This window comes from Bacillus sp. AFS015802, from assembly GCF_002561455.1.
Taxonomy (GTDB): domain Bacteria; phylum Bacillota; class Bacilli; order Bacillales; family Bacillaceae_B; genus Rossellomorea.
Window position 1 is genome coordinate 66045 of sequence record NZ_NTUP01000018.1, and the last position, 16144, is coordinate 82188.

General features: G+C 44.3%; 9 protein-coding genes, 6 tRNA genes and 1 riboswitch. Of the genes, 12 read left to right on the forward strand and 3 right to left on the reverse strand.

The features are described 5' to 3' along the window. The first annotated feature begins 94 nt into the window (after positions 1-94). Positions 95-424, forward strand: coding sequence for a hypothetical protein (locus CN378_RS12995; RefSeq protein WP_098352549.1), 330 nt, complete (start codon positions 95-97; stop codon positions 422-424). A 321-nt stretch (positions 425-745) separates the two neighbouring features. Here CN378_RS12995 and CN378_RS13000 read toward each other — a convergent pair whose 3' ends face one another. Then, positions 746-2866, reverse strand: a complete 2121-nt coding sequence (locus CN378_RS13000; protein WP_098352550.1) for a GDYXXLXY domain-containing protein — start codon at positions 2864-2866, stop codon at positions 746-748. A gap of 358 nt (positions 2867-3224) precedes the next feature. Here CN378_RS13000 and CN378_RS13005 point away from each other — a divergent pair, with 358 nt between their 5' ends. Together CN378_RS13005 and CN378_RS13010 are read left to right on the forward strand one after the other, a co-directional pair. Then, positions 3225-8801 carry a pullulanase gene (locus CN378_RS13005; protein WP_098352563.1) on the forward strand — a complete coding sequence of 1859 codons (5577 nt, stop codon included), beginning with the start codon at positions 3225-3227 and terminating at the stop codon, positions 8799-8801. 223 nt (positions 8802-9024) lie between these two features. Further along, a complete protein-coding gene (locus CN378_RS13010; RefSeq protein WP_098352564.1) occupies positions 9025-9339 on the forward strand; it encodes a DUF5658 family protein in 315 nt (104 codons plus the stop codon). Positions 9340-9382: 43 nt separating this feature from the next. Here the strand turns inward: CN378_RS13010 and CN378_RS13015 are convergent, their stop codons facing one another. Further along, on the reverse strand, positions 9383-9745 hold the full coding sequence (locus CN378_RS13015; protein ID WP_098352566.1) for a DUF948 domain-containing protein: 363 nt from the start codon (positions 9743-9745) through the stop codon (positions 9383-9385). A 114-nt stretch (positions 9746-9859) separates the two neighbouring features. On the opposite strand from CN378_RS13015, the gene CN378_RS22965 reads away from it, so the two are divergent. Then, the gene (locus CN378_RS22965) at positions 9860-10819 is read left to right on the forward strand and encodes a class I SAM-dependent methyltransferase (protein WP_257141133.1); all 960 of its coding nucleotides are present in this window, start codon (positions 9860-9862) and stop codon (positions 10817-10819) included. 74 nt (positions 10820-10893) lie between these two features. Further along, complete coding sequence (locus CN378_RS22970; RefSeq protein ID WP_257141135.1) at positions 10894-11925, forward strand: methyltransferase domain-containing protein; 1032 nt, start codon at positions 10894-10896, stop codon at positions 11923-11925. Positions 11926-12104: 179 nt separating this feature from the next. After that, a riboswitch (cyclic di-GMP riboswitch) is annotated at positions 12105-12191 on the forward strand. A gap of 350 nt (positions 12192-12541) precedes the next feature. On the opposite strand, the gene CN378_RS13030 is transcribed toward CN378_RS22970, so the two are convergent. After that, the gene (locus CN378_RS13030) at positions 12542-13606 is read right to left on the reverse strand and encodes an S-layer homology domain-containing protein (protein ID WP_179884910.1); all 1065 of its coding nucleotides are present in this window, start codon (positions 13604-13606) and stop codon (positions 12542-12544) included. Positions 13607-13840: 234 nt separating this feature from the next. Between CN378_RS13030 and CN378_RS13035 the strand changes: the two genes are divergently transcribed. From CN378_RS13035 to CN378_RS13065, 7 genes are all read left to right on the forward strand, one after another. Beyond that, positions 13841-15232, forward strand: a complete 1392-nt coding sequence (locus CN378_RS13035) for an S-layer homology domain-containing protein (protein ID WP_142323606.1) — start codon at positions 13841-13843, stop codon at positions 15230-15232. A 312-nt stretch (positions 15233-15544) separates the two neighbouring features. Continuing rightward, a tRNA-Glu gene (locus CN378_RS13040) sits at positions 15545-15619 on the forward strand. 40 nt (positions 15620-15659) lie between these two features. Further along, positions 15660-15735: transfer RNA gene (locus CN378_RS13045), tRNA-Val, on the forward strand. A 24-nt stretch (positions 15736-15759) separates the two neighbouring features. After that, positions 15760-15835, forward strand: a tRNA-Thr gene (locus tag CN378_RS13050). A 10-nt stretch (positions 15836-15845) separates the two neighbouring features. Beyond that, a tRNA-Lys gene (locus CN378_RS13055) sits at positions 15846-15921 on the forward strand. Between the two features lie 34 nt (positions 15922-15955). Next, positions 15956-16040: transfer RNA gene (locus tag CN378_RS13060), tRNA-Leu, on the forward strand. 8 nt (positions 16041-16048) lie between these two features. Then, positions 16049-16123 (forward strand) — tRNA-Gly (locus CN378_RS13065). Positions 16124-16144: the final 21 nt, after the last annotated feature.

The window sequence follows — 16144 nt, forward strand, 5'->3', positions numbered from 1 at the left end:
TCTGATCTCAAGTATAGAAAAAGTGTGTAACGTATTTTTATCTCTACCGTCTAATAAATCATGTGGACAGGTAGTCGATTTCTGAGGAGGAAATATGAAAATATCAAAATTGAGTACCATGTTATTAGCCATTAGTTTGTGCATCAGTTTGACCGGGTGTACATCATACCTATTTGAGAATGAAGGGACCGAAGAACCTGCTGTGATAGAGAGGTTCTCTAAAGAAGCAGAGTATATTGGGGAAAATGAGAATCTCCATAATTGGGAGTTCCGAGTAGAGGGCGTCATTATGAGATTTCAAGTGAGTTTAGATTTGCAACCTCAAGTTAAAAAGCTGAAACCAGGCCAAAAAGTCCAAATAGATTATGCTGGTCCGCCTAATGGAGATAATGAATACCATCTTGAAGCCGTGAAATTTGAATGAAACAGGGGATAGGAGCAGAGATAACTCACTTCATCCTTAATTAAATTATGACAAAAACGGGATCCATAAGACATGAAGTATTGGGTCAGAAAAACTAGAAAAGCTGATCGTGAAAAGCCAAAGAGGCTGGGATATAGTTAAAATACTTTTGTTCCAGCCTCTTAAATCAATCTTCAAAAACGTTCAATTTCTACTTTTATTTCTAAAATACATTTCAATGATGAATGAAAAATAGGTGGCAATTAAAAAAGTTTCAAGAGGGGACTTTAACAATCCCCACTGCAGCATCCGCCATTAAATTGATAGTATTCCTATCACATTCTATCTACGCAACCTCACCAATATCCCATCCCCCTTCTCACTCACCTTCACCACCGCAGTCTTCACCTTCCCTTCGACATCGAGACCGGTTCCTTCGGGGATGAAGAAATGTTCGATTCCATACGTGACCCGGGCACTGTTGTCCCACGAGCTTGTCACTTTTCCATTCAAGAGCACGTCCCCGGGCTTACTTTCATAAGACGCATTCCATTTTCCATTAAACTTATAAACTCCTGAATATTCATGGACGCCCTGTGGGTTTTTACGTAATACGATGGTGACGGGCCCGTTGTCATTGATGGAGGTATCCTCGAGTTGGGATATACGGTAGTTCAATTCAACATAATCACCCTGTAGGAGGGACCTCGGATCGACTGGTTGAAGTTCCAGGATGACCGTTTCCCCATTTTGTAAAAGGGTTTCGTTCGAATACACCTGATACCCGATCCATCCGCCTTGAAGACAAATGATGAAAAGGATACCGAGCGTCTTCCCTGCAAGGATCGAGTGTGATTTCCGTTCAAAGCCACCTTTCCTATCCAGGTAGCCGGCCACCAGTAAAAAGATGATGCCCAACACTGCAAAGAGCAGCGATTTATGAACGAGCTTCCAGGCCAGATCGTAATACAACTGGACAATCAACATGAACCAGAATATAAGGGATGAAATCCAATAAATCTGGCGATTCTGCTTTTTGAAAATATAAACGCATAAGGTTGTCACCAGAAAGAAAAGTGTGCAATAGACAAGGTGAAGACTAAACGATAAGTCGATCGTCGTTAACAAGAAAAAGGCAATGAATCCACTGAGAAACGCTCCATATTGAGGGACCTGTTTATTTTTTAGGGCAAGGTATGCGATCACGTTTAAGAGCACCATCACCGGAAGAAGGGGATGAGCACCCAGTTCCATCGTTTGCCCTAAGAAGATCGCTGTATTCAATTGAAATAGCAGGTAAAAGATAAATCTCGCAGCAGTCCGTTTTTCAACGTAAAACACAAAGGCGAAAACAAAGAACATCACAAAGGGAAATTCATCAAATACACTTGCTATCATCCCGATCACGATGCCGGTCATCATAAGCGAATATTTTACAGGAGACGGCCAGTTCGTTACTGTACTCGGAATGACGAGGAAGACTGTCGCCAATACGAATAGGGTGATCATGGAGACATCCACCATGAACAATGAAAGCAGGCCGAAAACAGACGCCACGATGAAAACAGAGGCGATGGTCGTGACACTTGCCACGAAGATCGTCTTGGTCCAGTGCCGGGAAGCCGAATGTTTTCGTAAGTAGTTCACAAGGAACACACTTCCCACTAATAACAGAATCGCGGCCAGTAAGAGACCGACGAAGAACAGACTGGACACGTATCTCGCCATCAGTTCGAACATTTTGATGATGATAAAGCCCGTTCCGAACATCGATAGAATGATAAAGATGGATGTTTCCTTATGAAAATACCGGTACACCCCGACTCCGAGGATACCTATATAAAACAGGGTGAAGAAAGCGGAATACGGGTTATCAAAAGCCGTGACGATAAGGAGAAGGTTGGCAGAGACGAGACTCAAGTAAAGCAATGTCTTTGAATGAATATATCCTTTTTTGATAATCAAAAATAAGAGCATGTTCCCGATGCCGACTCCGAATGCAATCCACGTATGGGAGAGGGTCCAGTGCCCGAATGGAGTGGAAGGAAACAGATAAAAGTAAATTGTCAAATGGATGAGGACGTGGGTTAATGCGTAAAATCCGCCGTAACGTGTGTACAAGCTGAACAGCAAGGCGGGAATGGACCAGACAAGAAACAATAAGTAGCTGTCTGCATGGGAATTGTACAGCTGTCCGAGCAACGCAACGGAAAGACCAAAGGATATCACCCCGCTGACCAACAGCCAATTGGAAAGGAAATGGGTTCCCTTCAAAACCCGGTCCAACAGGAAAGTGGCTCCATAGAACAATACAATCAACGTCCCTGCTAAAGCCACTTTTTCAAGCCGCGAAAATACCTGCCAGTTCGAAGCGAAAAAATAAAGAGCGCTGGTTAAAATGAAGACAACTCCGAATAAGTAGGTAAGTGAAACCATGTGCTTCATAAAATTCACCCCTGTCATGAAATCCCTCCTTTTATTATATGAAGGTGCGAGGGAATATAGGCTTTTATATGGAGGGGCAAAGGCGGGTTCACCTCATCCTTTTCTACATCTGCATACCCAAATCATATAGACCAGAAGATCCGTTTTTACTGAACAAGCACATTCTGTCAAAAATCCCCCAATAGTCATATAGCCACCCTCCACCCATCTATTGTAAAATAAAGAAGACAGATAATTGCAAGCGTTTGCACTAGTTCAAAATAACTACCCCGGGAGTCACCTCACATTTTTTTAACCAATTGTGCAAACGTTTCCACAAAAACAACACGAGCACTTCTACTATTCTATTTACCAATTTAAGAGGGGGAAAACATGAATGAGAAAGAGGACAAAGCGTCATTTCTCGATTTTAATGACACTGTTGATGCTGATTAGTCTCTGGTCACCATTCGCTCCTGCAGCTTCTGCCGTGGCAGACGGGGATGCAGCGGTAGCGTCTACAGATACAGGGGAGCGGACAGTACGGTTTACGTACGCCCGTGAAGATCAGAAATATGATGGTTGGAATATATGGGCCTGGAACACTGGAGTACAGGACGATCAAATCAATTTTGATTCCTACGAAAATGGAGTGGCCGTGGCGAATATTGCCGTCGGACCTGAAACCAAGCAGTTCGGATTTGTTCTGCGCAGTACAGAGGATTGGAATACGGCCCAGAAAGAATTCGGTGACCGCTTCATTAATGTGAACAAAAACGACGCCCTCACCAAGGCTTACATAACGAGCGGTGTCGAGGAAATCCGTATCGTACCGGACGGGTCGGCGCCGGTGATCGATCAAGGCAATGCGACGTTCTACTATCGTGATAAAGAATTATTTTCAAGCGATGCGATGGATACGATTGAAAAAGTAGAGTTGAAGTATAACGGGGAAACAAAGGAAATGACGTATGAGCCGGAGAATGAGCGTTTCGTTCTGCCATACGATAACATTCCTAACGGAAAAAATGAGTACAGTTTTTTAGTCACAAAAGATGGTGTGACGACGGAAGTGAGCGATCCTTACAATACGGTGGACGGCAAATCGGTTCTTGATTTCCAGAAAGCCGATCTGACAGTGACCGGTTCTGTGACTCCTGCAGCTGTGGACTATAATGAAAACGCTGTCTTGAATGTTAAGATCGAAGGGTTGACAGATGGTTTAGAGATTCAAAAAATCACAGCGGATGTTTCTTCATTAGGTGGAGCGGAGAAGCTTGAAATCGATCCATCACTGAATGAAGTGACCCTTTCCGTTGATGACGACATTACGGCAGGGACGAAAACGATCCCTATAACCGCCGTGGATTCTTACGGAAACGTCTATCAAGGAAGTACTGAAATCGAAGTGAAGGCTAGACAGTCTGTAGGTGATTCTGACCTTGATTGGGATGAATCCATTATTTATTTCATGCTGACAGACCGATTCTTCAACGGGGATACGTCAAATGATGATCCGTACAATCTGAATTATGATAAAAGCAAGCGTGGTTCGTATCAAGGCGGAGATTTTAAAGGGATCACGGAAAAACTAGATTACCTTGATAAGCTTGGTGTGAACACGATCTGGATCAGCCCGGTTGTGGAGAATGTGAAGTACGATGTGCGAAAAGGGGAAGCGGGAGAGCCGTATTTCGGCTACCACGGCTACTGGGCGAGCAATTTCGGGGAGCTCAATCCTCACTTCGGAAGTATGGAAGACTTCCATAACCTGATTGATGAGGCCCACGACCGCGGCATCAAGATCATGGTAGATGTTGTATTGAACCATACAGGCTATGGATTGAAAGAAATCGACGGTGAGCTGCCTGCGGATCAACGTCCTGCCGGGTATCCGACGGACGCCGAGCGTGAGAAGTACAGCGACATCCTTCGGCAGGGCAATGTCGGTACAGACGAAGTGGTCGGTGAACTCGCCGGACTTCCGGATGTCATCACGGAAAATCCTGAAGTGCGTCAGCAGATCATCGACTGGCAGACCGACTGGATCGAGAAAGCGAAAACGGATAAAGGCAATACCATCGACTATTTCCGTGTCGATACCGTGAAGCATGTAGAAGATGCCACATGGATGGCTTTTAAAAACGCCATCACGGAAAAAATGCCGAAGCACAAAATGATCGGGGAAGCATGGGGAGCAAGTGCCGACAATGATTACGGCTACCTTGATACGGGGATGATGGACTCCCTACTCGATTTCGGATTCAAGGATATCGCCCGTGAGTTTGTGGACGGTAATCTGAAAGCGGCCAATGATAAACTGACGGCCCGAAACGGTAAGATTGATAACACGGCTACACTTGGACAATTTTTAGGAAGTCATGATGAGGACGGATTCCTGTATTCACTTGGCGGAGACAAAGGGAAGCTGAAGCTCGCTGCCTCCCTGCAGGCAACGTCAAAAGGACAGCCCGTCATTTACTACGGTGAAGAGCTCGGGCAGAGCGGAGCGAATAATTATCCTCAGTATGATAACCGCTATGACTTAAACTGGGATGATGTAGAAAATAATGATGTACTGGATCACTATACGAAGATCCTGAACTTCAGGGGGACCCATTCGGATGCGTTCGCGAAGGGTGAGAGAACGACTTTAGGTGGTTCAAACAGCGACAAGTTCCTGGTGTTCTCCCGAGACTACAAAGACGATTCCGTATACGTTGGATTGAATGTAGCGGATGAAGCGAAAGAAATCACGTTGACTGTGGATTCTCCTGATGCAGTGGTGACCAACGCCTACTCTGGAGAAACCTACGATACTAGTGGAACGAATGAAGTAACACTGACCCTGCCTTCCAAAGCAGACGGAGGTACGGCCCTTCTGACTGTTGAAGGCGGGAAGATCACCGGTGCAGCATCCGGTGGAGGAGAAGATCCTGAAGGGGAACCTGTACCTGAAAACAACCTCCGCATCCACTACAACCGCACCGACGGCAACTACGAAAACTTCGGTGCATGGCTGTGGAATGATGTCGCATCTCCATCGGCAAACTGGCCGACAGGAGCGACGATGTTCGAAAAAACCGACAGCTACGGGGCATACATTGATGTACCCCTTGCTGAAGGGGCAAAAAACATCGGATTCCTCGTCATGGATGTAACGAAAGGAGATGCAGGTAAGGACGGCGGAGACAAAGCCTTCTCCATTACAAATCCTGACGTGAATGAAATCTGGATCGAGCAGGGATCGGATAAGGTATATACGTATGAGCCGGTGGATCTGCCTGCGAACACGGTGCGTATCCACTATGACCGTGAAGACGGGAACTATGAAAACTTTGGTCTGTGGACGTGGGGCGATGTGAAATCTCCTACAGAGAACTGGCCGACGGGCGCTCTCGATTTTTCAAAAAAGGATCGTTATGGTGCCTACGTGGATGTCGAATTGAACGAAGCGGCCAAACAGATCGGCTTCCTTGTGCTGAATGAGGCAACGGGAGAGAAGGACGGAGGAGACAAAACCTTTAACCTCCTTGATAAATATGATCAGTTGTGGGTGAAGCAGGGTGAAGATAACGTCTTCATTTCTCCACATGGTGATGTGGCGACGGGACTGGTATCATCCGAAGTCATTTCAGATGATACGATCCGCTTGAATTTCACGATGACGGATGGCTTGACGGAAGAGGCATTGCTTTCAGGCTTGGCCATCAAAGACAGCGCTGATTCCGATGTGAAAGTAAACAGTGCCAAGATCACGGGAGACAAAACAGTGGAAGTGAAAGCTGATTTTGCATTGGAAAAACTGCCACTCTCCATCACCTACTCGGGCAGGACTGTTTCTGCAGAAGCCGGCTGGCGACTGCTTGATAATAAGTATGCCTACGATGGTGACGACCTCGGAGCCACGTATAAAAAAGGTAATGCCACGTTAAAACTGTGGGCACCGAAAGCAAGCAAAGTGGTCGCTAATTTCTATGATAAAAAAGATGCGGCGACGAAAATCGGCAGTGTCGATTTGACGCTGGGTGAAAAAGGCGTCTGGTCGGCAGACGTGAAAGCGAAAGAATTAAAAGTGAAGGATCTGAAGGGTTACTACTATCAATACGAAGTGACCAATAATGGTGTAACGAAAAAAGTCCTCGATCCGTACGCCAAATCCATGGCAGCCTTCACCGTCAACACAGAGGGTGAAGCAGGACCAGACGGCGATAACGTCGGAAAAGCGGCCATCGTCGACCTGAAAGGGACGGACCCTAAGAAATTCACTCATGCCTCCATCGACGGCTATGAAAAACGGGAGGATGCGGTCATCTACGAGATCCATGTCCGTGACTTCACATCCGACCCGTCCATCGAGAAGGATTTGAAAAAGGAACGATGGGGAACGTATGACGCCTTCATTAAAAAGCTTGATTACATCAAATCAATGGGTGTGACCCACGTCCAGCTGCTTCCGATCATGGCCTGGTATTACGGTGATGAAACGAAGATGGGTGAACGGGAGCTTGAGTATTCTGCGGGAGGCAACGAGTACAACTGGGGATATGATCCTCACAGCTACTTCTCCCCGGACGGTGCCTATTCAGAGGATCCCACCGATCCACAGCTGCGCATCGAAGAAACGAAGCGATTGATTGACGCGATTCATGATAAAGGCATGGGAGTCGTCCTCGACGTCGTTTACACCCATATGGCGAAAACAAGTACACTGAACGACATCGTTCCAAATTATTATGCGTTCCAGGATGAGCAGGGGAACTTCCTCGGAGGGTTCGGTAACAACCTGGCGACAAACCACACGATGGCTGAAAAGCTGATGGTGGACTCTGTGAAATACTGGTTCGACGAATACAAGATCGACGGTATGCGCTTCGATATGATGGGAGATGCAAGCTACCCTGCCATCCAGAAAGCCTATAACGCAGCAGCTGAGATCAACCCGGACGCCCTGTTCATCGGGGAAGGCTGGAGAACATTCGCCGGTCAACTTTCGGATCCTTCATTAGAAGGAATGGGAGCCGACCAGGATTGGATGGACAAAACTGACGACGTGGGGGTCTTCTCCGACGAAATCCGGAACGAACTGAAATCGGGCTTCGGTTCAGAAGGTGAGCCGCGCTTCCTGACCGGTGGCGCCCGCGACATCAATACGATTTTTAACAATATCAAAGGACAGCCGGGCAACACGGCTGACGACGATCCAGGAGATATGGTCCAGTACATCGCGGCCCACGATAATCTGCCGCTGTACGACGTCATTGCCCAATCGATCAAAAAGGACCCGGCCATCCCGGAAAATAACCTGGAAATCCACAAGCGGATCCGACTCGGGAACTCGATGATCCTCACCTCACAAGGAACAGCTTTCCTTCATGGAGGACAGGAATACGGCCGGACCAAGCAGTGGCTGGGTGAAGGCGTGCCGGAACAGAAATATCATGAGTTAGAAGACGAAAATGGAGATCCATTCGGCTACTTCATCCACGACTCCTACGACTCATCCGACGCTATCAACATGTTTGATTGGGAAAAAGCAACAAACAAGAAGAAATACGAAATCAACACAACGACAAGGGAATATACAGAAGGATTGATCAAGCTTAGAAGATCAACCAATGCATTCCGACTCGGCGACAAAGAGCTGGTCGATCAGAATGTATCACTGATGGATATCCCTGAAATCGCCGATACAGACTTATTGCTTGCTTACAAGAACGTATCCACGGATGGTACGGGTGAGTATTATGTATTTGTGAATGCGGATGATAAAGCAAGGACACTGTCTATCGCAGATTATGACTTCTCAAAAGGAAAAGTGGTCGTGGATAACGATGAAGCGGGGACACATCCTGTTTCAAAGAAATCCGGCTTTAGCCTTACTAAAGACATATTGACCCTCGATCCGTTGACTACTGTCGTGATCAAGGTGGATGAGAAGGGTAAAAAAGGTCAGAAGAAAAAGAAACATTGATAGAATCATGGAATCTCAACCTTATGTGTAGGGTTGGGATTTTTTTGATGAAATTTAAACAAACGTTTGAATAGTGCCCCCATCCTTATCAATAAAAGGAAGGGAGAAGTTAAATAAACGTTTGTTTAATATTCATTATTGAGAACAAAAATAAGTGTTATAATGAATTATGTGATATGATTGTTTTAAAGCCACGATAAAAACGAATAGGAGAATCGATTAGATGAGGTATCTGCTGCTTTACATCCTACTCCTTAACCTCGTAGACGCAATCCTCACGATGTATGGTTTGCACTTTCATTATATATCAGAATCCAATCCCCTCATGCATTCCCTTTATCTCACAGACCCTTGGTTGTTTTTACTATTGAAGGTCGGTCTTTCGATCGTTTTACTGTTCCTTCTTTTTTATCTTAAAACGAAAAAACGGTCTTCAAGAGTGTTGCTCCTCGTGTCAGTCGTTGCGGCAGTATCCTATAGCTGTGTTTTTCTCATGCATGGTTATTGGCTGTTGGAGGTCGCCGGTGGAGTTGCTTGAGCATGAACTCAAATAAAAGAGGCCGTTTTTGCCCCCTTTCCGTTTACTTCAATTTTATCTGCACCGGCTTGCTTTCCCCGGTATGAATCGTCTTGGGTGTCCGTTTTTGCGAAGCGGCCCTTTTCACGGAGCTTGTCACACTCTGGATCATGTCCCCGACATCATGCGCGGACTCGACCAACGGATCAACGGCTTTCATCTTTCCTTTTACATCAACAGAAATCTGGTTGGCCGTATGGATCAGTTCTTCGGCCTCCTCTGTAATCCCATTCACAGCGTTCCTCGTGTCAGACAGCGTCTTCTTCGTTTCGTCCAACGTGTTCATGACTCTTCTTAATGTCAAAATCAAATAAGCCACAAGAATCGTAAACGCAATGGCTGCGATAGCCGCGCTCCATTCAAGCATTGAGACCAGCTCCCTCCCTTTACATTAAGTCTATGAAAAAGGGAATTCAGACATTCCTTTACCAGAGTGATGTATGATGGAAAGGTAAATAACGAGAAAAAGGGAGCGAAAACAATGCTTTCATCCTTACGTGCAATCGCCGAGCTGAAATCAGGAAATACACTCATACTGCGGGAACAAGTGTGGCTAAAATACCTTTCTCTTACAAAAGAGAAAAATGTGAATCTAGAACAAGTCGAATCGCTTGAACAGATGGCACAAAATCCGGTGCTGGAATACGTAGAGAGAACACTCCAAGTACTGGACGGGTTGAGTCTTCCTCAAGAAGACAAAGAATTAGTGGAAGAAGTTCTAATGTGGAGTGAAACGGCTAAGTGCGGCCTTCCCCACCAACGAAGAGAGTGGCTTGATCACGGCTTTCACCTCGCCATTCATAATATTGGATCGGCTCAAATTTACGCCTCGGAAATGGAAAAACGACCGGAAGCAAAACGTAATCGTGAGAGGGAGAAGCTTTTATTCGTGCTGATCCTGACACACGGCCTTGCCGGTCAATACATACGGGGTGAAGTCAGGTACTCATCCATGAAGCCTCTGATCGAGGTGGCGACAGAAGATATGTTTCCTCTTCTGTATGCACTGAATCATTGTATCGTAGCGGGAGTATCCACCGGGATCTGGAGCTCGGTACAAAAGGAAATGGAAGAGGTGAACCGCTGGATTTGCGATGGAGAAGTGTCCAAAGAGCAAACGTTCCAAGAAAGACTCCGAAGGCTGCGGAATCTTGCTTCTTTGCGCGGGGAAAACGTTGACGCTGTATACGAGGAATGGCTGAGTTCCAATCCCGATGCAGAAAAGCTTCTGGAACGTTTTTTTCGGAAAACGGATATGTGGTATGTCGAGGCCTCCCTTACGGATTTTACGTTTGAAGAATGTATCAAGATCTTTCTGCTCATTGAACGAAAGACACAGGGGTCTCCTTTGGAACAGCTTTCCTTTGAGCCCTTGATGAAGGAGCTGTATTACGACTATAAAGGCAGAAAGACCGTCAATGTTTATAAAAAAGAATCATAGAATCCTATCTTGCCGAGTGCACAATCGAAGAGATCGTCCAGGGAAAACATCCTGCAAACGAGCATGTGCAGTTGATGGCCGCGCCCCTTCATGAACAGGAAGAAATGGCGGGGGTCGGGTTTTCTTTTTCACGGGCAGGGGAGAAACTGATTGAATTCTGCCAGGAAGCAGAAAAGTCCCCTCTTTATGACCGGGCCATCGTCCTGTTATTTGACCTGTTCAACTTCAGGAAGGATGCCTACGACAGGCTGAACAATGAGCAAACCTACCTTAGTGACATGAATAGCTCACAGGACTTCAAGAAAAAGATTTCTGACTACGCTGTAGGAGAGACAATGGTCGATATTGGTCCGGGGGGAGGAGTCATGTTGGACCTGTTGACCCGTCACCACCCCGGAGCCACCGTCATCGGAATCGACATTGCCGTCAATGTGGTAGAGGAACTGAAACGGAAGAAGCAAAGAGATAGTGCCAAGTGGGAAGTCATGCAGGGGGATGCTCTCAAGCTTGAAAACTACATCGGTATGGAGGGGGCAGACACGATTGTATTCTCCTCCATCCTTCATGAGATGTTTTCCTATATCCCTTACGAGGGCAAAAAGTTCAATCATAAGGTCATCGCCCAAACCTTGGGGAGCGCACTTAAAGCCCTGAGACCAAAAGGCAGAATCATCATCCGGGACGGTATCATGACAGAGCCTTTAGAGCAGAAGCGGATCATTCGCTTCAAAGATCCACACGGTCTCGCTTTCTTCAAGAGATACGCCGGAGACTTCAAAGGGAGAGCGATCACCTATAGTGCAGCAGGAGATGATGCGGTCCTATTGAATGTAAACGATGCGATGGAATTCCTCTATACGTATACATGGGGAGAGGAGGCATACCCCCACGAAGTACAGGAGCAGTTCGGCTATTTCACTCCATCTGCCTTTCGGGAGTTCATCCACAGGACTCTTGGAGACCAAGTGGATATTCTGATATTTGAACATTACCTGCAAGAAGGGTATGAGGGGCATATAGCACCGAAAATCGAGCTTACAGACGAAGAGGGGATTCCAGTACGTCTTCCGGATAGTTCGTGTTTTATTGTGATCGAGAAGAAGTGATGACAATAGGATCAAGGGATATGTTCCATTCGTCCCGAGATATTCTTTTAAGAATATTTCGTTCACCTTTCTAATTTATGTGGTAAGATTCTAAAAGTGGGCAATATGATTCATTTCTATGTTGTTATTTGTGGTTAAATATTCATAGATGACGTGTGGTTTTATTCTTTTCATAACTCGTACGACAAGAGCAAATCCATTGAAAAATGGTGACGCAATGCTAAAGGGGCTAATGTCTTTATGGGCGATGCCTGCCAGCTGCCGAAAACGGACTCCTGCGATTTATGAAACAAAGGGAGGATATGTTGAGAATGTATAAAAAGCGTATTGTGAAAATAAAACACAAGTGGCATTTTGTGAGATTACATTATCACCAGATCTTACTTGATAGTTGTATCGACTCCAAAATTAAAGTGAAGTTACAAAAAAAAGTAAGTTATCACGAAACGAAAGTGAATAACCTAAATACAACAATAAGAAACTTTCAGTAAAAGTGAACGGATACAGATGACGACCTTAGTTCAGATAATTGGCATTTAAGAAAACGTTATTAAAAAAACGAGCAATGAATCTCTTGATTCATTGCTCGTTTTTTTGTTGTTAATTTCTCAAATACCTATTTACTTTCTTCAGGATACTGATCGTAAATCTTCCATCCATCTTTTTCAGTTTTTTTGAGGAAGTAGTAACCATTATTCATTGTAGAATTGATTTCTTTGATCTTACCTTCTGGAGAAACGAATTTCCCATAGTTGCTTGTTCCCGTAACTTTTACTTCAGCAAAACGATTCGTCAGAAATTCTACGGATATTTTCATATTAGTTAAATCAGAAGATAAAGTAACCTCGTACCCCTGATCTATTAATTCGTTGTTACGCCTAACGATATCTGTGGCATAAGCATTGTAAAAGCCAGTTGTGTATTTATTGTACACTTCTATTGAAATGTTCTTTGAAAATGCTTCGGATTCATTTGTTAGAAATTCCTGTACAAAACTTGCTACGTCATTTTCCTCTCCTGAACTTTCAGTCTCATTTGAAAGCGCACGGAACATAATGACTACGGCCTGCACACGATCAGCAAGAGTCCCTGGTTTGAACGTGTTATCACGATGACCCTGAATGATACCTAATGAAGCGGCTTTGTTGATTTCATCTGCGAATCTGGTGTGAGAGGGTACATCCGGAAAGATTTGCCCTACGGAAGCCGGAAAAGGGATGGTATCTTCAAAAGCTCTGACAATCATAGCTGCCATTTGCCCACGTGTAATGAAACTTCCTGGTTGGAATTGGTCTGGCGAAAACCCGTTCACAATCCCAAGTGAACTAGCAGTATTAATATAATCGAAATACCACTTATTAGGGGACACATCTTTAAAAATTTGGGAAGATGAGTTCGTTTCAATTCCCATGGCATTTATTAATATTTTAGTAAACTCAGCTCTGGTAATATTCTTATTCGGTTGAAAAAGCATATCACCGGTCTTAGAATCTAGAAATCCATCAATAATATCTGCTGAAACAAAGTCGTTAACTTCACCAAACCCGAAGTCGCTGACATCCATATCAGTAATGTAGTAGCTTTGTAACGAATTTTCATTTGCGCTGGCATTATTGGAAAAAGCTCCAACCCCTAACAGAAATGAAAGTAAAATAATCAATCCAGTCCTTATGTAATGCACCGTCATTCCCCCTATTGAAATAATTACAACAGAATTGTAACAAATGTTAATGTTATGTCACAATGGTATGTAAGTAGGTAAAACCCGCCCGGCTCTACCGTTACAACTTCCTCAGTCGAACAAGACAAAATAATGTAAGTCTACTAATAATGAAGAATGTTCACTTTAACTCAAGTCTAATAGATATATATTTAGGTGATATATTTTCCATCTAAGGAGGTATTGGTGTTCTCTATGGAGAATGGAATAAAAAGGAATATACTTTTCCAGTTCACAATATATCTACATAATGGGGGTGCGAAAATGAAAAAATTTATTACTTGTTTGCCTGCGTTACTTGTTACTCTTTTACTTCTGACACCTGCTACTTATGCTGCAACATTCAATGATATTAATGAAGGACAACGTTTTTATACGGAAATTACTTATCTTCTAGATAAAGACATCATTACAGGGTATAAAGACGGTACCTTTCGTCCTCAGGAAAAGGTGACCAGAGCAGCAGCTGCCGCAATGATCGGTAGAGCCTTGAAATTCGATGGAGAACAGAGAGAAGCACCTTTTCCGGATGTTTCAAGGGAGAGCTATGCATCTGGTTATATAGCTGAAGCTGTGAATAAAGGAGTCATAAAGGGGTTTCCTGATGGAATGTTTAGACCGGATGCCATCGTGACTCGGGGGCAGATGGCGATCATTATCGCTCGTGCGTTTCACTTAGAAATATCTAAGGATATACTCTTCTATGATATCTCTCCAAACATGAATGCCTTTTCTTCGATAGGAAAAATAGTAGCTGCAGGAATAACTCAGGGGTATGATGATGGAACGTTTCGGCCAGAGGAAGAGCTTTCAAGGGAACAATTTTCCGCTTTTCTCGCTAGAGCCCTGGCTGGCAAATTCAAAGTAACGATGCCTGTCGTGAAGCCTGTACAGATAAATTATCATATCATTGGTGAGGGAATAGAATCTAATCACCATAATGGAAAGCTTTTTGTGCTGAAACCTTTCCAATTCATTTCTCTAAATAAATTAACACATGAAAAAGATCGGGTAATAGTAAATAACGATGTATTAAGATTTGAAAACGAACAGACTATAGTGCCTATAAAAACCGGAATAGGGTCTATCACCATAATCCCAGGGGAAAACGATCGGAAGAAAGCTTATACTTACAAGGTACTTATAGGTGCAAAAGAGGACATTTCAGCTTCCATATTAAATAAACATTTTATGGATCTCGCTAATAACGGCTATTTAAATGGATGTGAATTCTCAGTAGACGATGTGCAATCCAGGGACGTCATGAATTATTATCCGTTTGACCCTGAATGGAAAGGATATTACGAAGGCGGTTATGGAAGGGACTTTAATGGGTGTACCTACTTTGGTGGAGATAGTAATATAGATTCACCCATTGGAGCAATCATTATGGATGGTGGAAAGATCGGTAAAACCCCTGCTGAAATAAAGGATCGAATTGGCAACCCCCTCTCTCAAGGTTATAGTGAAGCCGACGATTCTTGGCTGATGTACTATAGATTGGAAGCAGGATATGAACTATATTTTTCATTCCAGTCTCCAACGTCCAAGCTTAATCATCTACTATATAAGGACAAAGCACTTTAATAATCTTAAATTCCGGGGATTAATTCCTCGGTCTTTTTATACTTAAAAGGAAAGAGGGGCAGGCAAAATGATGAACAATCATAGATAGTTTTACTAATCACGGTCTCATTGTAGTAATAGGAAAAAACTATATGAATTAGAGAATCTAAAATATATTGCTATGAATGTATGTTCTGTGATATCTTTAAATTCTGTGATGAATATTGTTTGAGGTATTTTGTTTGCCACAATAAAAATTATTAAATAGAAGTTGACTTCTGCGAAATTAACTGATATAGTAATAAATGTCCTCGAGAGGACATTGTAATAAACGGCCCATTGGTCAAGCGGTTAAGACACCGCCCTTTCACGGCGGTAACACGGGTTCGAATCCCGTATGGGTCACCAAAGTTTTTTGCGGAAGCAAAATAGCTTGCCGATACAATATGGAGGATTAGCTCAGCTGGGAGAGCATCTGCCTTACAAGCAGAGGGTCGGCGGTTCGATCCCGTCATCCTCCACCATTTTAATCACATAAAACTTACCGTGCCGGTGTAGCTCAACTGGTAGAGCAACTGACTTGTAATCAGTAGGTTGGGGGTTCAAGTCCTCTTGCCGGCACCATTTGGTTTGTGAGCCATTAGCTCAGTTGGTAGAGCATCTGACTTTTAATCAGAGGGTCGAAGGTTCGAATCCTTCATGGCTCACCATTGTTTTTCTCCAATGTGAAAAACAAAAATATATGCGGGTGTGGCGGAATTGGCAGACGCACCAGACTTAGGATCTGGCGCCGCAAGGCGTGGGGGTTCAAGTCCCTTCACCCGCACCAATTCTTTTGCGGAAGTAGTTCAGTGGTAGAACACCACCTTGCCAAGGTGGGGGTCGCGGGTTCGAATCCCGTCTTCCGCTCCAGACTAGCCGGGGTGGCGGAAC

Bases quoted from the DNA above. Each gene is read 5' to 3' on its own strand.
- CN378_RS12995 (WP_098352549.1), top strand. From the start codon at position 95: ATGAAAATATCAAAATTGAGTACCATGTTATTAGCCATTAGTTTGTGC.
- CN378_RS13000 (WP_098352550.1), bottom strand. From the start codon at position 2,866: ATGACAGGGGTGAATTTTATGAAGCACATGGTTTCACTTACCTACTTA.
- CN378_RS13005 (WP_098352563.1), top strand. From the start codon at position 3,225: ATGAGAAAGAGGACAAAGCGTCATTTCTCGATTTTAATGACACTGTTG.
- CN378_RS13010 (WP_098352564.1), top strand. From the start codon at position 9,025: ATGAGGTATCTGCTGCTTTACATCCTACTCCTTAACCTCGTAGACGCA.
- CN378_RS13015 (WP_098352566.1), bottom strand. From the start codon at position 9,745: ATGCTTGAATGGAGCGCGGCTATCGCAGCCATTGCGTTTACGATTCTT.
- CN378_RS22965 (WP_257141133.1), top strand. From the start codon at position 9,860: ATGCTTTCATCCTTACGTGCAATCGCCGAGCTGAAATCAGGAAATACA.
- CN378_RS22970 (WP_257141135.1), top strand. From the start codon at position 10,894: ATGGCCGCGCCCCTTCATGAACAGGAAGAAATGGCGGGGGTCGGGTTT.
- CN378_RS13035 (WP_142323606.1), top strand. From the start codon at position 13,841: ATGGAGAATGGAATAAAAAGGAATATACTTTTCCAGTTCACAATATAT.